The sequence below is a fragment of the Prodigiosinella confusarubida genome, assembly GCF_002847015.1.
Classification (GTDB): Bacteria; Pseudomonadota; Gammaproteobacteria; order Enterobacterales; family Enterobacteriaceae; genus Prodigiosinella; species Prodigiosinella aquatilis.
In genome coordinates this window covers 340,530-360,450 of record NZ_CP025085.1, presented here as the reverse complement: position 1 = coordinate 360,450, position 19,921 = coordinate 340,530, and the positions used below count along the sequence as shown (strand labels likewise).

Below are 19,921 nucleotides of genomic sequence, written 5' to 3'. Positions count from 1 at the left end.
CTATGAGTAAAACTCATTATTGGAGTCTGTGATGGTCAGGAGGCTTCCTCCACTTTATGCGTTAAGGGCTTTCGAACAGGCAGCAAGGTACTCTTCCTTTACCCAGGCAGCGCAGGTGTTATCAATTACTCCCAGTGCAGTCAGCCGACATATCAAAACACTGGAAGAAGATTTTGGCTGTCAGCTTTTTATACGGATCGGGCCCCGTGTAGAAGTAACCACAGCAGGTAGAATATTGGCACAACAACTGCGGGAAGGATTCCATACGCTAGAGAAGGCTTGTGAGATTTTCCGTAGTAACAGCAGTGATCTGCGGTTAAAGGCGCCTTCCACACTGACAATGCGCTGGTTGTTGGGTATTTTACCGGCGTTTAGTGAGGAAAACTCATCTATTCACGTCCAGATCTCCAGTGTCTGGATGGATTTCGATACGATCAACTTTTCTAACGAGCCTTATGATTGTGCAATTTTGCTGGGTAATGGGCATTTTGGCGAAGGCACGATCAGTGCCAGGCTATTTGAAGAGTTGCTGATTCCGGTATGTTCGCCAACCCTGACACTTAATAGTAAATCTGACCTTCATCAGTGCGAATTAATTCATCCCTCGCCCGATCGTAGAGATTGGCGGCGTTGGTTAAAAAGAGCAGGTGATGAACTTAAGATCAATATTCATCGCGGTATGGTGTTTGACACGTTGGAACAGGGAAATATGGCTGCCATCAGCGGACATGGTGTATCGGTGGGTGACCTTGTGCTTAGTCTTCAAGCACTAAAACAAGGGGTGTTGATGGCGCCTTTTAATGAGGCAGTTAGTACGGGTGATGGTTATTATCTGGTATGGCCGGAAAATACGCCTCGCAGATCTAACATCGATAAGCTTTATGCCTTTCTGAAAGAGCAAGTGCCAGCCATAACATGGCCTGATATCGTTTATTTACGCTGACTGCGATTTTCTGACGGGTTATTGCCTACTTGTTCCGATGCTTCGCTACTTCCCTGATAGCGTCCCGGTTTGTGCCAATTCATCAACATGGCATTCATTGCCAGCGCGCTGATGGCTGACCAGAACAGCAGCATCGCGGGCATTTTTGCCAGTGACACCAGAAATACCAGCACATCCAGCAGCATCTGGGTTTTACCGGCATTGATATTGAAGCGTTTATATAACCAGAGTGTGATCGCGCCTGTGCCGCCGACAGAGGCATTATGTCTGGCGAGAGACAGTATCCCCATCCCGATGAATGTTCCGCCGACCAGCGCGGAAAACAGTGGATGGATATAGTTGATGACGATCAGATGAGGAATGGCCTGGGTTAGGATACTGAGTGCAATATTGACGAGCAGGGTTTTCAGCGTAAAACCCTTACCCATCGAAAAATAACAGAAAATCATGAACGGAATATTGGCAATAATAAAAATAATACCAATGGGCAGGGGTATAAAATAGGAAATCAACAACGCAATACCAGCGATACCACCGGTAATCATGCCGGAAAGTTTCAGCATATTCAGGCCGACGGCAATAAATAGCACACCCAGCGCCAAACCGTAGATATCATCTTTCAGCGTGTGGGACGTCGCCGACTTTTTTTTAATGTCAGGCACTGTCCGCAGGATTCTTAGCACGGTATAGATAACCTCACTAAATTGAAAGTGACTTAACTCAGCCATAAGAAATGCATATATTTGCATTTTTATCGCTTAATAATTCAATTGCGCTTTTACCTTAGCACCAATCAGAGAGCGAGTTTTTACTAAAGATCGATTTTATTTGTCGCTTTATGAGACGTTTCTAATGCATTGGTGGCTATTTGCAGCGGTTATCACTCATATAAGGATCATGAATGCCTGCTTGCGCAGGCATGATAGGATCAAGGAGATGGTCTGAAGGAGAAAGGTGCTTAATGAAAAAAGGCAATGGTTTTCCCGAGGATAATGCCGACAATACCGAAATCGGCATCACCAAAGGTGGTGGAAGCAAATCCCAGTTCTCCCATCAGGGGTAATAAAATGGCTGGCAGGAAAGAGATCAGTAACCCCTGGGCAAAGGCACCGATAACCGCCCCACGTCGGCCACCGGTAATATTGCCGTAAACTCCTGCGGTGGCGCCACAGAAGAAGTGGGGCACTAGTCCGGGGACAATGACGCTAAGCCCAAATAGCGGGCAGAGAAACATGCTGATTAACCCAGCCAGAAAGCTGGACAGAAAGCCAATAATGACGGCGTTGGGGGCGAAGGGAAATACCGTTGGGCAATCCAGTGCCGGTTTGGCGTCTTTAACCAGTTTATCTGCAATCCCTTTGAATGCCGGAACAATTTCTGAAATCACCATCCGTACACCGGCCAGAATAATATACACACCGGCGGCAAAAGTAATGGACTGGATAATGGCAAAGACAATGTAATTTTGTCCACTGCTTACCTGCGTTTCAGTGAACTCTTTTCCGGCGATGATCACCAGAACGATAAACAAAATCATCATCGTCAATGAAATGGCAACGGAGGAGTCACGCAGAAAGTTCAGTGTCTTCGGGACTTTCAACTCCTCAATGGAAGGGCTGCCTTTTCCTACCACTTTGCCCACCAGCGCGGCGAGAAGATATCCGGTTGAGCCAAAATGCCCTAGTGCCAAATCATCCGAATTGGTGATTTTACGGGTAAACGGTTGCAGGATTGCCGGACTGACCACCATTAAGGTACCCAGAATCAGTGACCCAATGATAATCAGCCCCGCGCCATGTATGCCTCCGGTGGAGAGAATAACGGCCAGCAAGGCTGCCATATACAGCGTGTGGTGACCTGTCAGGAAGATGTATTTCAGCGGGGTAATACGCGCAAGAATGATATTAACAGCCATGCCAAAAACCATGATCATGGCGGTTTCTGTGCCGAAATTATCCTGTGCCAGGGCGGCAATGACGTCATTATTTGGCACGACACCCTGCATATTGAAAGAGTGTTCAAATAATTGACTGAAAATATTCAACGTGGTTGCAATTAACTTCGCGCCGGCGATGAGAATAACAAAACCCATAACGGTTTTGAGAGTGCCGGAAATAACATCGGAGAGTGCTTTCTTTTGGAGTATTAACCCCAGCAATGAAAAAAGACCGACTAATATTGCGGGTGTTCCGAGAACATCCATCATAATAAATTGCAGCATATGTTACTCCATTATACCGCATAGATCTTGAGATGCAGGAAGGCGGAAACCAAGTAACGAAGATAACGCACCTGCAACCTGAAAGATGGCGGGTATCTGTTTTTAATGACAGTTGTTATAGATGCTCAGACAATATTTCTTTAATTCTGTTATTGTCCAATAAGTTTGTCAGACCAAATACTTTTGCACCGGGTATGTGTATTTGTTCGACAATATCTTTTGCACCCAGAATAATATCGGCATTCTCCGTTTTTGCGGAGGTTAAATCGGTATGGCTGACGGTGGCCTCTTTGCCTAATTCAGTAATTATTTTTTTGACATTCATCTCGACAATAAAACTGCTGCCAAGACCATTGCCACAGACAATCAGTATTTTTTTCATGTTATTCCTCGTTATTATCAATCGCAGTTTGCCAATAGGGTGTGAATGCTTTCTGGTGTATTGGCGGTAATTAATGTTTGCAGGCGAGTTTCATCGCTGAATAATTCAGCGAGTTGGGTAATCATGGCGATATGTTCATTACCTGAAATGGCACATAACATGATTACAACATACACCGGGTCGTTGTCTGGTGTTCCAAAACTGATTCCCTGATTGATATGTAACAGGGAAAGCCCGTTTCTTAATACGCCTTGCTCTGGCCGGGCGTGAGGCATTGCCAAACCGGGAGCCAGAACGTAATAAGGCCCTTGCTGCTGGTGAGACGTGAAAATTGCATCGATGTATTTGGGGTTAATACACTTGTCTGCTATCAGTGGAGCCGCAACACGATGTATTGCCTCCTGCCAGTTGTTAACTGATTCCACAACATGGATTTTTTCAGGTGTAAGCCAGCGGGAAAGCATGAGCACCTCATAACCGGTTGATTGTCGGGTTCAATGTAGGGGATAACATAGTCTCTTTTCTGTGATTCATTTCTCAAAGTTAGCGCTAACATCGTAAAGTGTTAAAAAATAAGTTAACGCTAACATTACAAATGCAATACTGATGAATAGGCTCAGCACGTTGAACGTGCCAAGAGGCCGTTCACGCCCCTTTACGATGGTTTTTGTGGCGTTTGACATGGCGTCGCGTAAGCAATCTCTTTAAGCTTCATCATGTTGTTATTCAGAGTGTTTACACAGGAGAACCGATGAGAGAAAAACGGCGGCGAAGTACGGGGAAAAGTACCCTGGCCGATATTGCCCGTCTGGTCGGCGTGAGTGCCATGACGGCATCTCGTGCGTTACGGGTACCGGAAAAAGTGTCGCCCGCGTTACGTGAAAAAATCGAAGCGGCCGTCGCAGAGCTGGGATACGTTCCTAATCTTGCGGCAAGCGGACTGGCTTCAGCAACCTCTCGGTTGATTATTATGGTGGTTCCCTCGTTTGCAATACCCGGCTGTGCCGCAGTATCGGGGGCGTTGCAGGCGGTGTTAAAGCCGTATGGCTATAACATGATGGTGGTGGAAGCTAACCACTCTTCCGCGAGTGAGAGCCAACTGATTGAGATGCTGCTCTCTTATAACCCCGCGGCAATGGTGCATTTCAATTTTGATAACGCCGAGGATTCTCGTCGCTTGCTGGTCAATTCAGGTTTGCCGGTGCTGGAAGTCGGTGGTGCCAACCATGAGACCATCGGAGTCAGTGTCGGGGTGGATTATGCCCAGGCCGTCAAAGCGCTAATCCGAATGTTGGCTGATACGGGGTTTCGTCATATAGGGCTGTTATGCACCCAGATCAGTAACACTATTTTCAAACAGATCATGAATGGCTGGCATAACGGAATGTTGGGAATGAACCAGTCACCGCACCGGGTTGTGACCACACCCCATCCGCCAACGTTCAGCACCGGACATCAGTTGCTGCCAGAGATTCGCATGACCTGGCCGGAGCTTGACGTGTTGATCTGCACTACCGATGAAGTGGCCTGCGGCAGCATGATGGCCTGCCATGCCGGTGGTATCGCCATTCCCAGTCAACTGGCGATTGCCAGCATTGGCGGCGGCAATCTTTCCGCGGTGTGTTCGCCGCCGTTAACGACTATCGCGCTACCTTATGAAGCGATGGGTAAACTGGCAGGGGAACAACTGTTGGCGGTGCTGCAAGGTGATGACGTTGAGCCGTACCATGAATTGCCGGCTCAATTGATCGTCAGAGCCAGCACCGGTAAACACTGATAGGACCGACCGGGGGTCATGGTAAATAACCCCCCGGACGGCGTTGGCTTATTGTTGTACGTGGTCAAACTCTCCGCTCTCAATCAGAAAATCGATCAGCGCGGTGAGTTTTTTCACATCGTCGAGCGTGATGTTGTGGAAAAGGGCGATGCGTAACTGGTTACGACCCAAGGCACGATAGCCTTCAATACCATGCACCAACCCCTGGGCATCGAGATAGCGGGTCAGTTTATCCACTGAAATGTGGTCTGCCACATCAATCGCGGCGACGGTGGTGGAGCGGTTAGCCGGCTCTGCGACGTAAGCGGATAAATAATCGCGGCTTGCCGCCCACTGATACAGATGTTCCGCTTTTTCTGCGGCCTGACGTTGAACCGCCGTAAAACCGATGGCGTTCATACGCTTCATCTGTTCGGCAAACAGAAACAGCGTCACTACCGCCGGTGTGTTGTAGGTCTGTTGCTGTTCACTGTTGCTGAGGGCATTACGCCAGTCGGCAAAGACCGGAATATAGCGTTGTGGATCGGCGGCGATCTCGGCGATCCGCGCTTTGGCTTTCGGCGAAAGAATGGCAACAAACAATCCGCCTTCGCTGGCAAACACTTTTTGTGGCGAGAAAAAGAACACGTCGACCTTCGACAGATCACAGGCGATCTGGCCGGCGCCGCTGGTGGCGTCCACTGCCAGCAGGCACTGTTCGTTTACTTGTGGTAGTGCGGTGTTCATCACGCCGGTAGAGGTTTCGTTCAGCGTGCAGGCCACCACATCAGCCCCATCAGTAGCAAACTGGCTATGGGCGTGACCGTAATCCACCCGAAGTGCTTGCGCCTGAATCCACGGAATGCGATGGGAAGCTTTGAACCATTTGTCAGAGAACTCGCCGCAAACGTGGTGAATAATGCGTGTTTTGACCAGCCCCAACCCGACCATATCGAACAGCATCGTCGCGCCACCGTTACCCAATACGACACTATAATCATCAGGCACCGACAGGTAATCCCGCAGACCTTGCTGGATTTCCCGGCATAGCGCCCGAACCGGCTCTTTACGATGGCTGGTGCCTAGCAGGTGCGGGCCCTTTTCTTTCAGCACGGTTAAATCATCAAGCTGAATCAGTGAGGGACCACAGCCGAAACGAGGGTCGGAAGGAATCAGTTCGGCTGGTATCGTTATCTCCACGCATTTCTCCTTTTGAAATCAGATGAATTGTCTTTCTTTCTGGCCGGCATTCGCCCAGCCTGTAATCCTGTAATCCTGTAATCCTGTAATCCTGTAATCCTGTAATGAAGATACGCAGGATAAGGGCAAAGGAACATTGATTTTTTCTCATTCAAGCGGCACGGTATCAACGAATGTTTTTTAAAAAGGCAGAGGAACATTATGGCGTCATCACCACTGTGGACGAAGGATAATTACCACATCTCAACCGATAAACAGCAACTCGACAGCGATGTGATCCACGCTTATTTGACGACATCCAGTTGGGCGGCGGGAATCGACCGGGATACGGTTTGTCTTTCAATAGCAAACAGTCTGTGTTTTGGGTTATACCAGCAGAAGCAACAGATTGGATTTGCGCGGATGGTGACGGATTTCGCCACGTTTGGTTATCTGTGTGATGTGTTTGTACTGCCAGCATTTCAGGGCCAGGGGTTAGGTCGTTGGCTGGTGCTCTGTACTCTGGCACACCCAGAGTTACAACGCTTGCGCCGCCAATTGTTGCTGACCTCGACAGCTCCCTGGTTGTATCAGAAAGTCGGCTATCAACCGATTAATCGGGAAAACTATGCCTGGACATTTGTGCGGCCCGATACCTACAAAAATATGCCGGAGCGTTAATCCACGCGTATAAGGGGAGTCACTGTAGACCAGTGATCCTGACGATATGATGAGATTCAGGCACGGTTTTTGTCTTCATTCCCGCATGAGCCGGGTGGCACTTTAATCGGAGAGGGTAATTTATGTATCAGTATGCGCTGGTGGGTGATGTCGGTGGAACCAATGCGCGTTTTGCCCTGTGTGAATTGGCCAACGGCAAGATTTCTCACAGTAAGCAATATGCGGTTCAGGATCACGATAGCCTGGAGGCGGTTATCCGGCTTTTTCTGGATGAGTATGGCGATCTCATGGTTAAAAGCGGTTGTATCGCTATCGCCTGCCCGGTGGTCGGGGATTGGGTGGAAATGACTAATCACAACTGGGCTTTTTCCATTGCAGAAATGAAGCAACATCTGGATTTTGACTGTCTGGATGTCATCAATGATTTTACTGCCGTCAGCATGGCGATTCCGATGCTGGGCGAGGGTGATGTATTGCAAATGGGCGGCGACGCGGCGCTGCCCGGCAAGCCGGTGGCGGTGTACGGTGCCGGGACGGGGTTGGGGGTGGCGCATCTGTTGCCGGTTAATGGGCAATGGATTAGCTTGCCCGGTGAAGGTGGGCATACGGATTTCGCGCCCAATAGTGAAGAGGAAGACGCCATTCTGTGTATCCTGCGGCAAGACCTGGGGCATGTCTCGGCTGAGCGGGTGCTGTCCGGGCCGGGTCTGGTGAACCTCTATCGCGCTATTGTCAAAATCGATGGCCGCACGCCGGACGCGCTGACGCCAAAAATCATTGTTGAGCGGGCGTTGGAAAACAGCAGCGTGGATTGTCGTCGCGTGTTGTCACTATTCTGCGTCTTGCTGGGGCGGTTTGGCGGCAATCTGGCCTTAATGCTGGGCGCTTTTGGCGGAGTTTATATCGCCGGAGGTATTGTGCCGCGCTTTATGGACTTCTTTCAGAACTCCGGTTTCCGCGTGGCATTTGAAGATAAAGGGCGCTTTAAGGCGTATCTGGCGGCTATTCCGGTATTTATGATCACGCATCCGCAGCCGGGACTGTTGGGGGCCGGGGCCTATCTGCGACAGGTGATGGGTTATACGCTGTAAAATGGCGATAACCTGCAACGGGCGTTCTTCCGCATCCTGCACGCACGGTTGATAACAAACGTGTGTGCAAGCGTTTCTCTTCTGTCATCGTCCGCGGGATGATGCCGTCTGGTGAAAGGCTTGTGCCAACCGGGCGATACCGGGTTCGATTTGTTTCATATCGATGGCGTGAAAGCCGAGCCGGAAATAGTTCCCCGGCATCGGTGAGCCAAGAAAATGCGCCTGTCCCGGTTCAATCAGTACACCGGCATGTGCGGCGCGCCAGGCCAACTGTTGGGTGTTGATACCTTCCGGGGCCCGGATCCAGAAGGCGTTGGCATGTTCACTGCCTTCAATGCGGCGGCATTCCGGTAACCAGTGATTGAGCGCGTTATTCAGGCTGTCCCAACGGCGGGCGGAGTCTTCCCGGTAGCGATGCAGATAGGCTTCGTAATAGCCCTGAGCCAGAAAGTGCGCCATCTGATGCTGAATGTTGGTGGGCGGATGGCGATACATCAGCCGTCGCAGTGCCCGCAGTTCATCAATCAATTCCGATGGCGCCACCAGATAACCGAGCCGCAGGCCGGGCGACAGCGATTTCGACAGACTACTGACATAAATCACCCGATTATGCACATCGCTGGCCTTGAGCGCGGCGCGCGGATAGGGGTCAAAGTTGGCTTCCGAATCGTAATCATCCTCGATAATGATCTGATCGTAGCGGCTGGCATGTTCCAACAGCGCAGTGCGGCGTTCGTTGCTCATGCGGATACCGGTGGGCGCCTGATGGCTGGGCGTCACGTAAAAATAGTCGCAGTTGCGGGACATCTCATGTAAGCAGAGTCCTTCGCTGTCCAGCGTATGAGGAATAATCTGCGCGCCCTGTAAGGAAAAGGTGTTTATCGCTTCGCGAAATACCGGATTTTCTACCGCGACGCGGGTGTTACGGTTAAACAACAGTTGTGACAACAGACAGAGCGCGTTCTGCGAACCGAGTGTAATCAGAATTTCGTCACCACGGGCGATAATGCCGCGCTTAGGCAAAATGCGTTTGCGTATCTGTTCGACCAGCAGTGAAACGTCCTGATCGATATTGTCGTACAGCCAATGGTGATCGCGGTGGGTGCCGGTAACCCGGCGAGTCGTGTCGCGCCACTGTTCGATAGGAAACAGTTGGGTATTGGGCTGACCGTAGATAAAGGGATACGGATACTCCATCCACCGCGCCGGTTTCATGATGGCCAGGAAGTCACTGGGGCTGACATTCAGGCGTTTGCCCCATTCTGGTGCCTGCCGGGTGTCGTTGGTTGCCGCCTGACGTGCATAGGCTTCGGCAGAATTTTCCGGTTGGTGGTAATCCGGATGCAGGTAATAACCGCTGCGGGGGCGGCTGACCAGATAGCCATCGTTGAGCAGGCTTTCATATACCAGCGCCACGGTATTGCGGGAAATAGTCAACTGACAGGACAACTTACGACACGACGGCAGTGCTTCATCGGCGGGAAATACGCCAGCCAGAATCGAGGCAATCAGCGTTTCACGCAACTGTTCTTGCAGACTTCGGTTGGCCACAAAATCAATATGCAGACAGTGATCGATCATCTTCCGCTCCTGGTGCTGAATCATCTTCAGGAAAACAAGCAAAAGATGTACCGGAACGTATGCCGTTCTGGGTTTATATCCACATGGAGCATTATCCCTGGTTTCATAGGGATAATGCTCCATGTGGATGTTATCGGGTTAACGGGTTCTTCGTCTGCACGGGGAATAACACATCAATACGTGAGTTACACCGGATCGCGGTCAATGGCGAATGCTGACCACGCCTGACGCACCGGCATTACTTCAATGCGGTTGATGTTCATATGGTCGGGCAGTGTGGCGACATAAAAAATCTGTTCAGCGATATCGTCCGCCGTCAGTGGCGTGGTGCCGTGGTACAACCGATCCGATGCGGATTGATCGCCTTTGGTGCGAACCAGCGTGAACTCGGTTTCGGCAATGCCGGGGGCCAGGTCGGTAACGCGCACCCCCGTGCCTTGCAGATCACAGCGCAGGTTATAGCTGAACTGTTTCACAAAGGCTTTGGACGCGCCATACACGTGGCTGCCAGGATAGGGCCATTGTCCGGCAATCGAGCCGATATTAATAATACTGGCCCCTTTGCCGGTTTTAATCAGTGTTGGCAGCAGCGCGTGAGTCACGTTGACCAGCCCGGTGACGTTGGTATCGATCATGGTGTGCCAGTCTTCCAGCGCCACCGCCTGCGCGGGTTGTGGCGACAGTGCCAGCCCGGCGTTGTTCACCAGTGTTTTCACCGCTTTGAAGGTTTCTGGCAGCCCAGCCACTAGCGTCTGTACTGCGTGGGCATCGCGTACATCCAGTACGGCAATATGGGTCGGCACCTGTGTGGAAAGTTCATCGGCCAGTGCTTTGAGCCGCTCCTCACGCCGCCCGGTCAGGATCAATGACCAACCCTGTGCGGCAAAGTGACGCGCTGCGGCGCGACCAAACCCAGACGTCGCGCCGGTAATAAACACAATATTCTGCATAAAAGGACTTCCTCATCGTGTGCGGTTAACTGGCCGTCGTTATTTTTCCGTGCCGTCATCTCATCCCTTGGTGTTGTACAGACATCCCCGATTGTGAGGCGTCATACTGATTTTGCCTCTGCCCGGTTATCGGTAGTGGCTGTTTTCATGGCGAAATTCACTTTACGGACTGGTTTACCGTTCGCACAGGGCCAGTTGGCGGAAATTGTTGTGACACCCATCTGGCTCAACGATCTCCACTAACTGGCTCTATCGCTCCTGTCGCGTTTATTCCTAGTCTGCAAGACAACCACTGCATTTATGGGTGTCGGGATAACGAGGAGGACGAGAAGATGGCGTTGAAACAGGTACGATCCAACGATGAAGTGCGTCAACTGGATAGACAGTATGTATTCCACTCCTGGTCGGCGCAGGGCGCGTTGAACCCGCTGGTGATCGCAGGTGGGGAAGGATGCCGAGTGTGGGATTATGAAGGCCGCTCTTATCTGGATTTCAGTAGTCAATTGGTGAATGTGAATATCGGTTTCCAGCATCCGAAAGTGGTGGCGGCGATTAAAGCGCAGGCGGATATTCTGACTACTATTTCTCCGGCGACCGCCAATCTGGCACGTGGTGAAGCGGCGCAGCGCATTGTGTCGCACGCACCGGAAAACTTCAGCAAGGTGTTTTTCACCAACGCCGGGGCTGATGCCAATGAGAATGCTATCCGCATGGCCCGGTTGTTTACCGGTAAAGAAAAAATTCTCTCTGGCTACCGTTCCTATCACGGCAACACCGGCAGCGCGATTGGTGCGACTGGCGACTGGCGTCGTTTGCCAAACGACTACTCCCGCGGCCATGTCCATTTCTTTACCCCTTATTTATACCGCAGTGAGTTTCAGGCCACCACGGAGCAGCAGGAGTGTGCGGCGGCGCTACATTATTTGCGGCGGATTATCGAGTGTGAAGGACCAAACACCATTGCCGCCATCCTGTTGGAAACCATTCCGGGAACCGCAGGAATTCTGGTGCCGCCCGCTGGTTATCTGCAAGGGGTGGAGGCGCTGGCGCGGGAATTCAACATCATGCTGATTATGGATGAGGTAATGGCGGGTTTTGGCCGCACCGGTCGCTGGTTCACTTTCCAGCATGACGGCGTGGTGCCGGATTTGATTACTTTTGCCAAAGGGGTGAACTCCGGTTATGTCCCGGCGGGTGGGGTCATTATTTCTGAACGCATTGCCCACTTTTTTGATGATCGGCTGTTCCCCGGCGGACTGACCTACTCTGGCCATCCACTGGCAATGGCGGCGATTGTGGCCACTATTGACGCGATGGAAGAGGAACATGTGGTGGAAAATGCCGCACTGGTAGGTGACGGCGTGCTGGCGGAGGGATTGCACAAGCTGGCTGATAAATACGCCATCATCGGCGATTTACGGGGAAAAGGCGTCTTCCATGCGCTGGAACTGGTTTCTGATCCTGTCAGCAAAACACCACTGTCAGCGGCGTTGATGGCGGAGCTGAAAAAAGGCCTGCTGGATCGTGGTTTGCTCGGCTTCGTGGCGGAAAACCGCTTGCATGTCGTCCCGCCCTGTACTGTCACCATCGCTGAAATTCAACAGGGTCTGGGGATCATTGATGCGGCGTTGGCGGACCTGATGATCGATAAGTAGTCTGCGTTGTTCTGCGGGAGTGATACGGCAGAAGCCCCGTGGTCATCCCCGCGGCAGGCGGGGATCGACAGCTGTTGGACGCTGTCGGATCCATGGAGCCCATTCGTACGGGAATAACACTCACCTTCTTGCCCCATGTAAAAGCAAACTTGTCGTTAATTGCACCAATTTAGCCATAAAAAAGAATTATATGGTGGCTAACGTCCGTTATTTTTATGGATTTGGGTGAAAAATGAACGTTGGCACAGAAATGGCATACGTGATAGCAAGAAACCTAACCATTCGGTCAAAAAATGACATGAAGGGGATAACCGTAATGAGTCAGTTAATGTATGCCGATGCACCCTCCATTGTGACGCTTAAACCTGTAACAGCGGCGGCCAGACCCGCGATCGTGGTGCGCGATGCCAATGTGATTTACCCGTCGACGGACCAACCGGTACATGCGTTAAAAGATATCAACCTGACCGTTCGGCAGGGAGAGTTTGTCTCTTTCATCGGCCCTTCCGGTTGCGGTAAAACCACGCTGCTGCGTACCATCGCCGATCTGGAACCGATAACCTCTGGCGACCTGTTGGTCAACGATATGACGCCGTCTGAAGCGCGTCAGGCCGGTGCTTATGGGTATGTTTTTCAATCACCGGTGTTGCTGCCGTGGCGCACGGTACTGGCCAATGTGATGCTGCCGTTGCAGATTCAGGGACGCCCGCCGGGCTTGTGTGACGCCATTGCTCGTGAACAACTGGCGCGTGTCGGTTTGACCGGTTTTGAGAAGAAATATCCATGGCAACTCTCGGGTGGGATGCAGCAGCGAGTCTCTATTGCCCGTGCTCTGGGATTTGAACCGAAAATCCTGATGATGGATGAACCGTTTGGCGCGCTGGATGAACTGACGCGGGATAACCTCAACCAGCAGTTGCAACAACTGTGGTACACCGAACAGCGCACTATCGTGTTTGTCACCCACTCGATTGCGGAAGCGGTCTACCTCTCCACCAAAATTGTCATCATGACCCCGCGCCCTGGTCGGGTTATCAAAATTATTGATTCGCCGCTGCCGCATGAGCGGGATCTGTCGCTGCGCGATACGCCGGAGTTTATCCGGCTGGCGCAAGAGGTGAGGGCGGCGCTGGTCGAGGGACATCATGAACACTAATACGTCCCTGCGCATGCAAGTATTTCGTTATCACGCGTTGCCCATCGGCGTGGTGGTGGTGGCGGTACTGTTGTGCTGGTATCTGCTGGCGATAGGGTTGAATGCCTCCGGGGCCATTGAACGCACGCTGGCGCCGAAAGGCGCCTGGAGTTGGCGTGATCTGGTGATGGCTACGTTTTCCATGCCGCGGCCGGTACTGCCTACACCGGACCAGATTATCAGCGATATCTGGAACAGTACGACCCAATGGCCGGTCACGTCGCCACGCAATTTACTGTTGCACACCTGGGTGACCGCCAGCGCGGCACTGACCGGTTTTGTCATGGGCGTACTGCTGGGGTTGGGACTGGCCATCTGTATCGTGCATTCCCGCACGCTGGATAAAGCGCTGATGCCATGGATTGTGGCGTCACAAACGGTGCCGGTGCTGGCTATCGCTCCGATCGTATTGATTATTCTCGGCAGTATGGGCATTACCGGGTTATTGCCGAAAGCCACCATCGCCATGTACCTGTGTTTTTTCCCGGTCACCATTGCCACCGTGCAGGGATTGCGTGCGCCACAAAAGATGGAAATGGAGCTGGTACACACTTATGCGGCCAGCCGTATCGATACTTTCTGGCTGGTGCGGTTGCCTTCTTCGCTGCCGTACCTGTTTCCGGCGTTCCGGGTGGCGATTGCCAGTGGGCTGGTGGGCACGATGGTGGCGGAACTGCCAACCGGGGCGCAGGCCGGGTTGGGCGCTCGTTTGCTGACCGGTTCTTACTATGGTAACACCGTGCAGATTTGGTCAGCACTGGTGATGGCGTCGTTGCTGGGGCTGGGGCTGACCGCATTGGTCAGTCTGACCGAGCGACTGGTGATGCGGCGACGTAAGGAGGCGTGATGAAAGCAAAACAGATTTCCGGCACCTTCATGCTGGTCAGCGCAGTGTTGATGATTCTGCTGGCGTTCAGCCAATGGGGATCCGCGCCGGGTCCAGCCTCATTGACGTTGTTGGCGGTAATGTCGTTGCTGTTGGCGGCCTGTCTGGTGGCGCTGTCTGACTCTGCGAGGTTATGGCGGCTGGTGGTGTTGATGGTGCTGGTACTGAGTAGTGCCGGATTATTGATGTCTGTCGATAGTACCGGGGCGACGTACTGGGTAGTCCTGGCCGCGCAGGTACTGCTGGCGATGGTCAGTGTACAGCGCCTGGCGACAGCTAATCTCCGATTGCCCGCCAGTGTCGTGGCAACCCTGTTCGGTTTGTGGGTGGTCTATTTCTGGCAATTGCTGGTGACGGTGTTTGCTGTGCCGCAGGTACTGTTGCCGACGCCGTTCAATATCATACAAGCGCTGTATGACAGTGCGGCGTTGCTGGCTGGCGATGTGGTGCAGACGGTGCTGAAAGCGGTGCTGGTGGGCTATCTGCTGGGCAGTGGACTGGGGATTGTCGTTGGTCTGTTGATCGATAGATTGCCATTCCTGCAACGGGGTTTGCTGCCGTTGGCCAATCTCACCAGTACGGTCCCGTTGGTGGGCGTGGCGCCGATTGCGGTGATGTGGTTCGGTTTTGACTGGCCGTCCAAAGCGGCGGTGATCGTGCTGGTGACGTTCTTCCCGGCGTTGGTTAGTACGCTGGCGGGGTTGCAGGCCAGCGGCAAGCTGGAACGGGAGCTAATGTACTGCTATGCCGCCAGTCCGCGCCGAACCCTGTTAATGCTGCGCCTGCCCGCAGCTATGCCGTTTATTTTTGGCGCATTAAAGGTTAACGCCACACTGGCACTGATCAGCGCGATTGTGGCGGAATTTTTTGGTTCTCCCACCGCCGGGCTGGGGTTCCGTATTTCTACTGAAGCCGCACGTATGCATATGTCGGTAGTATGGGCGGCGATTGTCGTGGCGTCGGTAGTGGGTTCTCTGGTGTATGCCTTATTGGTTCGTCTGGAAAAGAGAATGAATTTCTGGCACCCCTCGGTACGAGGCGTGTCATAACGACGGTAAGAGGTTTTTGCTATAAAAAACAATATTATCAATATGTTAATTAATTATGGTGTTCACGTTAACCCGAGGAGTCATTAGATGACAGTACACTCTGTTTTTCGCCGGCTGCTGCTGGCCGCAGTGTCCCTGACTTTCACTGTTCAGGCGTTGGCTGCCGAGAAGGTGACGCTCCAGCTTAAATGGTTGCCGCAGGCCCAGTTCGCCGGGTATTACGTGGCGCAGGCCAAGGGCTATTACAAAGACGAAGGACTGGATGTCACCATTAAACCAGGAGGGACCGATATTTCCCCGGTGCAGGTGATTGCCGGGAAATCGGCGGATGTGATTGTCGATTGGATGCCTGACGCGTTGGCGGCGCGAGAAGCGGGTGTTCCGCTGGTGAATATCGCTCAGATTTTTGACCGTTCCGGCATGATGCTGACGTGCAGGAAATCCAGCGGTGTGACTACGCCAGCCGATCTGAAGGGTAAAACACTCGGGGTGTGGTTTGGTGGTAACGAATATCCGTTTTTCAACTGGATGAACAAGCTGGGTTACAAGCCCGGTGTCGATATCAACGTGCTGAAACAGGGCTTTAACGTTGATCCGCTATTGCAGAATCAGGCGGCCTGTATTTCCACCATGAACTATAACGAATACTGGCAGTTGATTGACGCTGGCATGAAGAAAGAGGATTTGGTTACTTTCCCATATGAAGATGAGGGTGTCTCCACATTGGAAGACGGCCTGTATGTGCTGGGGCCGAATCTGAAAGATAAAGCGTTCGTGGCCAAAATGGCGAAATTCCTCAAAGCGTCCTATAAAGGCTGGAATGAGGCGGTGAATCACCCGGAAGAAGCGGCGAAGATTGTGGTGTCGGAAGATGCTTCCGGTTCCGCTACCGTAGCGGTGCAGCAACGTCAGATGGAAAACGTCGCTAAATTGATCACCAATGCCAACACACCTAAAATCGGTTATCTTGATCCGGCGGCTTATCGCCGCACGGTGGATGTGCTGTTGAACAGCGGCGGCGGTAGCCCGGTTATCAAGAAAGACCCAGGCGACAGTGCCATGAGTCATGTGGTGTGGGACGCGGCAGCGAAATAATTTATTGCATGAGCACGATTCCTCATTAACTACAGCGCCAGGGAAGGCGAAAGTCATCAACAAACGGCAGGTAAACGTCATGTGGAAAAGCAAGGTGCCAGAGGAACGCGATGTGATACCCGTTTCATCCCGGTTGTTACCGGAAAGTGTCGAAGAGGTCGAAAAAGGCCGCATTCGTCAGGATAATGAGGCGATCATCCGGTTGGCGGCCGAGCGTATTTTTGCCCGTTTCGGTTTCAAAGGGGCCACGATGGCGCTGATTGCCGAAGCCGCCGGATTGCCCAAAGCCAACCTACATTACTACTTCGGTAATAAACAGACGCTTTATCTCACGGTGCTGGATACTATTCTGCATGACTGGTTGTCTCCATTGGATGACCTGCATCCACAAGCCGATCCGAAAACCGCGATTGAGCGCTATGTACGGCAGAAAATACGCTTCAGTTTTGAGCGCCCGGAGGCGTCCAAACTGTTTGCCAATGAAATCCTGCAAGGTGCACCGATGGTGCATCATTTACTGCAAACCGAGCTGCGGCGACTGGTGGTGGAAAAATCCGCCGTGTTAGATCGTTGGATCGCTGATGGGCGGTTGCAACCGTTGGATGCACCACATTTCTTTTTTTCAGTCTGGTCGATGACCCAGACCTACGCCGATTTTGACATTCAGATTGCCGCTGTACTGGGCGATGCCGCCCGTTCGGCTGATGCTCAGGAACGGGCCACCCGCCATGTGCTGACCAGTGTGTTTCGGATCTGCGGGCTGGCGTAACGGGATTACCTCCACCGTCGCCATATTCGTGACAATCCATAAAAAATCGCCCCAAAACCTCCGACGAAGAAGCCAACCGGCCAGTTGGTTTCGTAAGACAGCGCGATGGCTAACCACACCGTCACTAACGAAATAGATACAGACAGAATGACCGCTGGAACCGGACGGTGGGTCAGGGATCGTGCTACTGCCGACGGTGCAATCATTAAGCTAAAAACCAGTAGCGCGCCAACCACCGGCAGTGACATCGCTGTCGCCAGCGCCAGAATAGCCAAAAACCAAATTTCCATTTTTCGCGCTGACACACCTTTAACCTCGGCCAGCTCCGGCGAAATTGAGCTTAACACTAGTGGTGAGAACAATTTTATGGTCACGCCAATCACCAACAGACTTAACAGTGCAATGGGGGTGATTTCAGCCGTGCTTACGCCAAGCACTTCACCAAAAAGTAGTGAGTAAACCTGTTGGGAATATTGGCTGCTCATACTTAAAAATAACGTTCCCAGACTCAAGAGCATCACCAGGGACAGCGCGGTGGCTACCTCATGACGACCCTTTTTCGACAACTGGCTGATGCCGACCACGCCGAGTCCGGCGAAAGTTACCAGGCCGAAAAACGAATTGATTCCCAACAGGCCGGCTAACGCGGCGCCGGGAAACGTGCCGAGAGGTAAGGCATGGGCGGCAAAAGAGGCGCCGCGAAGCACCACAAAAAATCCGACAAACCCGGCCACAATGGCGACCAACGTGACCACAATCCAGGTATTGATCATAAAACTGGAGAACATGTCTAATTCCCCTTAGTGATTTTAAGGTGCGTACAGGTCAGATAGAGGATGAATATCAACGCCACAATAAAAAAACTCACCGGCCAGCCGTGTCCCGGCGTCCAGTAGTAACTATCGTAAGCCAACAGAATTCCGCCCCAGGTTGCGGCCAGTCCGATAATAATCGCCATCAAAATAGCGGTAGCCGGGCGTTTTGCCAGTTGCAGTGCCGTAGCCGCAGGACCTATCAGTAACGCGGTTGATAACACGGCACCGACGGTCATTGAGGAAAGTGCCACCGACAGCGCGAGAACGATCAGGTACAGCAGCCCGATAACCCGGGTTTTTATGCCGTGAATTTCAGCCAGTTCAACGTCGAGAGAACTCAGCAACAACGGGCGATAGAGAATGGCTGTAACAGCCAACGCACCAAGACCCACCAGTAATGCCAGCGGAATAATCGAAGGGGGAATAGCAAACATAGAACCAAACATCACGCTGATTGCCGCACCGGTCGTGCTATGGGTGGTGACATCGAAATATAAAAACAGTGCCGAAAGGCCGAGACCGGCGCCCAGCACAATACCGGTGACTAAATCCCGTTCGCGAGCGCGCCGCATATCGACCAGTTCCATCCCCATCGAGGCCAGAAGCGTCATAGCCAGCAGGCCGGCCAACGGATTAATGCCCAGAAGGAAGGAGAGGGCGCCGCCAGCACTGCTGACATCTGCCAGTGCGTGACCAGCAAAAGACTGGCCACGTATCACGGTAAACACACCGACAACGCCAGAGACGACCGCAGCGCCTCCACCGATAATCAGTGCGGTTTGCACCGGTTGACTGGAAAAAAAGCCCGGTTCAAAAATGGTCATCATTAAAGAATTCATGAGGATTTAAACATTCGAATGGCAGTCGGCCGAGTGTTGATCCGTCTGTGTCGCGGCCGCGCCGTTAGCGGCAATCACCAGTACCCGGTCAAGAACGTGGACCACTTCAATATGATGGCCATACAACTCACTGAGCACATCGGTACGTACCACATCGTCAGTTTTGCCGCTGGCCGCACGACCATTAGCTAAATAGACGATGCTATCCATGGCGGAAAGTAACGGGTTCATATCATGAGCGGAAAGCAGTATCGTGACCTGATGTGAGACGCAAAGATGGCGCAAAAGCGCCACAATCTCCGACACGCTGCGCATGTCCAGATTAGCCAGAGGTTCATCAAGCAATAAAAGCCGGGGACAGCGAATCAAGGCGTGGGCAATCAACACACGCTGCTGCTGACCACCAGAAAGATTTCCGATGCGTTGGTCAGCAAAGCTCTCGGCACCCACCTCTTTCAACATATCATCGACTTTTTGCCTGACCTTTCTGGATGGAAAGCCAAAACCGAGTTGATGTCCATTGAGGCCCAAAGTCACTAAATCCCTGGCTCGCAGCGGTATTTCGGCATCGAATAAGATCTTCTGCGGTACGTAACCGACAGTGTTTATCCCTTGCCTGCCCGTCAGATTATCGATGTGTACGCTACCTTCATTGGCTTGTTGGAAGCCGAGAATAGTACGTAGCAGCGTCGTTTTACCTGAGCCATTAGAACCAATAAGGCCGCAGAACTCCCCGGCCTTAAGGTTAAAGGTTACCTGTTGCAGCACATTTTTGGTGGAGAAAGAAACGCTGATGTTATTGACAGCCAGAACGCTGTCGCCTGCGTGTATCAT

General features: G+C 52.2%; 20 protein-coding genes. 10 read left to right on the top strand and 10 right to left on the bottom strand.

The genetic code is table 11. The annotated features are described in order from the left end of the window. Window positions 1-31: 31 nt before the first annotated feature. On the top strand, window positions 32-943 hold the full coding sequence (locus tag CWC46_RS01660) for a LysR substrate-binding domain-containing protein (RefSeq protein ID WP_021013899.1): 912 nt from the start codon (window positions 32-34) through the stop codon (window positions 941-943). Here the strand turns inward: CWC46_RS01660 and CWC46_RS01655 are convergent. From CWC46_RS01655 to CWC46_RS01640, 4 genes are all read right to left on the bottom strand, one after another. Further along, the gene (locus tag CWC46_RS01655) at window positions 931-1,605 is read right to left on the bottom strand and encodes a YitT family protein (RefSeq protein WP_237160200.1); all 675 of its coding nucleotides are present in this window, start codon (window positions 1,603-1,605) and stop codon (window positions 931-933) included. The two genes, CWC46_RS01660 and CWC46_RS01655, sit on opposite strands and share 13 nt — an antisense overlap. Before the next feature lie 296 nt (window positions 1,606-1,901). After that, a complete protein-coding gene (locus CWC46_RS01650; protein WP_021013901.1) occupies window positions 1,902-3,164 on the bottom strand; it encodes a PTS ascorbate transporter subunit IIC in 1,263 nt (420 codons plus the stop codon). Between the two features lie 115 nt (window positions 3,165-3,279). Then, window positions 3,280-3,546, bottom strand: coding sequence for a PTS sugar transporter subunit IIB (locus CWC46_RS01645; RefSeq protein WP_021013902.1), 267 nt, complete (start codon window positions 3,544-3,546; stop codon window positions 3,280-3,282). Window positions 3,547-3,563: 17 nt separating this feature from the next. After that, window positions 3,564-4,010, bottom strand: a complete 447-nt coding sequence (locus tag CWC46_RS01640; protein WP_021013903.1) for a PTS sugar transporter subunit IIA — start codon at window positions 4,008-4,010, stop codon at window positions 3,564-3,566. 287 nt (window positions 4,011-4,297) lie between these two features. Between CWC46_RS01640 and CWC46_RS01635 the strand changes: the two genes are divergently transcribed. Continuing rightward, a complete protein-coding gene (locus CWC46_RS01635; protein WP_021013904.1) occupies window positions 4,298-5,323 on the top strand; it encodes a LacI family DNA-binding transcriptional regulator in 1,026 nt (341 codons plus the stop codon). A 48-nt stretch (window positions 5,324-5,371) separates the two neighbouring features. Here the strand turns inward: CWC46_RS01635 and CWC46_RS01630 are convergent, their stop codons facing one another. Further along, complete coding sequence (locus CWC46_RS01630) at window positions 5,372-6,502, bottom strand: aminotransferase class V-fold PLP-dependent enzyme (protein WP_021013905.1); 1,131 nt, start codon at window positions 6,500-6,502, stop codon at window positions 5,372-5,374. A 201-nt stretch (window positions 6,503-6,703) separates the two neighbouring features. Here CWC46_RS01630 and CWC46_RS01625 point away from each other — a divergent pair, with 201 nt between their 5' ends. Continuing rightward, complete coding sequence (locus CWC46_RS01625; RefSeq protein WP_021013906.1) at window positions 6,704-7,162, top strand: GNAT family N-acetyltransferase; 459 nt, start codon at window positions 6,704-6,706, stop codon at window positions 7,160-7,162. Between the two features lie 122 nt (window positions 7,163-7,284). Next, a complete protein-coding gene (gene glk / locus CWC46_RS01620) occupies window positions 7,285-8,253 on the top strand; it encodes a glucokinase (RefSeq protein WP_021013907.1) in 969 nt (322 codons plus the stop codon). 84 nt (window positions 8,254-8,337) lie between these two features. On the opposite strand, the gene pdxR is transcribed toward glk, so the two are convergent. Beyond that, window positions 8,338-9,834, bottom strand: coding sequence for a MocR-like pyridoxine biosynthesis transcription factor PdxR (pdxR, locus tag CWC46_RS01615; RefSeq protein ID WP_021013908.1), 1,497 nt, complete (start codon window positions 9,832-9,834; stop codon window positions 8,338-8,340). 185 nt (window positions 9,835-10,019) lie between these two features. Next, window positions 10,020-10,784, bottom strand: coding sequence for an SDR family NAD(P)-dependent oxidoreductase (locus CWC46_RS01610; protein WP_021013909.1), 765 nt, complete (start codon window positions 10,782-10,784; stop codon window positions 10,020-10,022). Window positions 10,785-11,116: 332 nt separating this feature from the next. On the opposite strand from CWC46_RS01610, the gene CWC46_RS01605 reads away from it, so the two are divergent. The 6 genes from CWC46_RS01605 to CWC46_RS01580 all read left to right on the top strand — a co-directional run bounded on the left by CWC46_RS01605 (window position 11,117) and on the right by CWC46_RS01580 (window position 17,433). Continuing rightward, window positions 11,117-12,439: an aspartate aminotransferase family protein gene (locus CWC46_RS01605; RefSeq protein WP_021013910.1), complete on the top strand. Its 1,323-nt coding sequence runs from the start codon at window positions 11,117-11,119 to the stop codon at window positions 12,437-12,439. A 316-nt stretch (window positions 12,440-12,755) separates the two neighbouring features. Beyond that, a complete protein-coding gene (locus CWC46_RS01600) occupies window positions 12,756-13,595 on the top strand; it encodes an ABC transporter ATP-binding protein (protein WP_021013911.1) in 840 nt (279 codons plus the stop codon). Next, window positions 13,585-14,481 carry an ABC transporter permease gene (locus tag CWC46_RS01595; RefSeq protein WP_021013912.1) on the top strand — a complete coding sequence of 299 codons (897 nt, stop codon included), beginning with the start codon at window positions 13,585-13,587 and terminating at the stop codon, window positions 14,479-14,481. Before CWC46_RS01600 ends, CWC46_RS01595 begins: the two co-directional genes overlap by 11 nt. After that, window positions 14,481-15,569 carry an ABC transporter permease gene (locus tag CWC46_RS01590; protein WP_021013913.1) on the top strand — a complete coding sequence of 363 codons (1,089 nt, stop codon included), beginning with the start codon at window positions 14,481-14,483 and terminating at the stop codon, window positions 15,567-15,569. The genes CWC46_RS01595 and CWC46_RS01590 overlap by 1 nt, the downstream gene beginning before the upstream one ends. A gap of 87 nt (window positions 15,570-15,656) precedes the next feature. Further along, window positions 15,657-16,664 (top strand): ABC transporter substrate-binding protein, encoded by a 1,008-nt coding sequence (locus CWC46_RS01585; protein ID WP_021013914.1) that lies wholly within the window; start codon window positions 15,657-15,659, stop codon window positions 16,662-16,664. A 79-nt stretch (window positions 16,665-16,743) separates the two neighbouring features. Beyond that, entirely contained in the window at window positions 16,744-17,433 is a 690-nt protein-coding gene (locus CWC46_RS01580) for a TetR/AcrR family transcriptional regulator (protein WP_021013915.1), read from the top strand. Window positions 17,434-17,438: 5 nt separating this feature from the next. On the opposite strand, the gene CWC46_RS01575 is transcribed toward CWC46_RS01580, so the two are convergent. From CWC46_RS01575 to CWC46_RS01565, 3 genes are read right to left on the bottom strand one after another with little or no spacing between them, the layout of a single operon-like run. Next, window positions 17,439-18,221, bottom strand: coding sequence for a metal ABC transporter permease (locus CWC46_RS01575; RefSeq protein ID WP_021013916.1), 783 nt, complete (start codon window positions 18,219-18,221; stop codon window positions 17,439-17,441). A 2-nt stretch (window positions 18,222-18,223) separates the two neighbouring features. Then, window positions 18,224-19,075: a metal ABC transporter permease gene (locus tag CWC46_RS01570; RefSeq protein WP_021013917.1), complete on the bottom strand. Its 852-nt coding sequence runs from the start codon at window positions 19,073-19,075 to the stop codon at window positions 18,224-18,226. Window positions 19,076-19,093: 18 nt separating this feature from the next. Next, on the bottom strand, window positions 19,094-19,921 hold the full coding sequence (locus CWC46_RS01565) for a metal ABC transporter ATP-binding protein (RefSeq protein WP_021013918.1): 828 nt from the start codon (window positions 19,919-19,921) through the stop codon (window positions 19,094-19,096).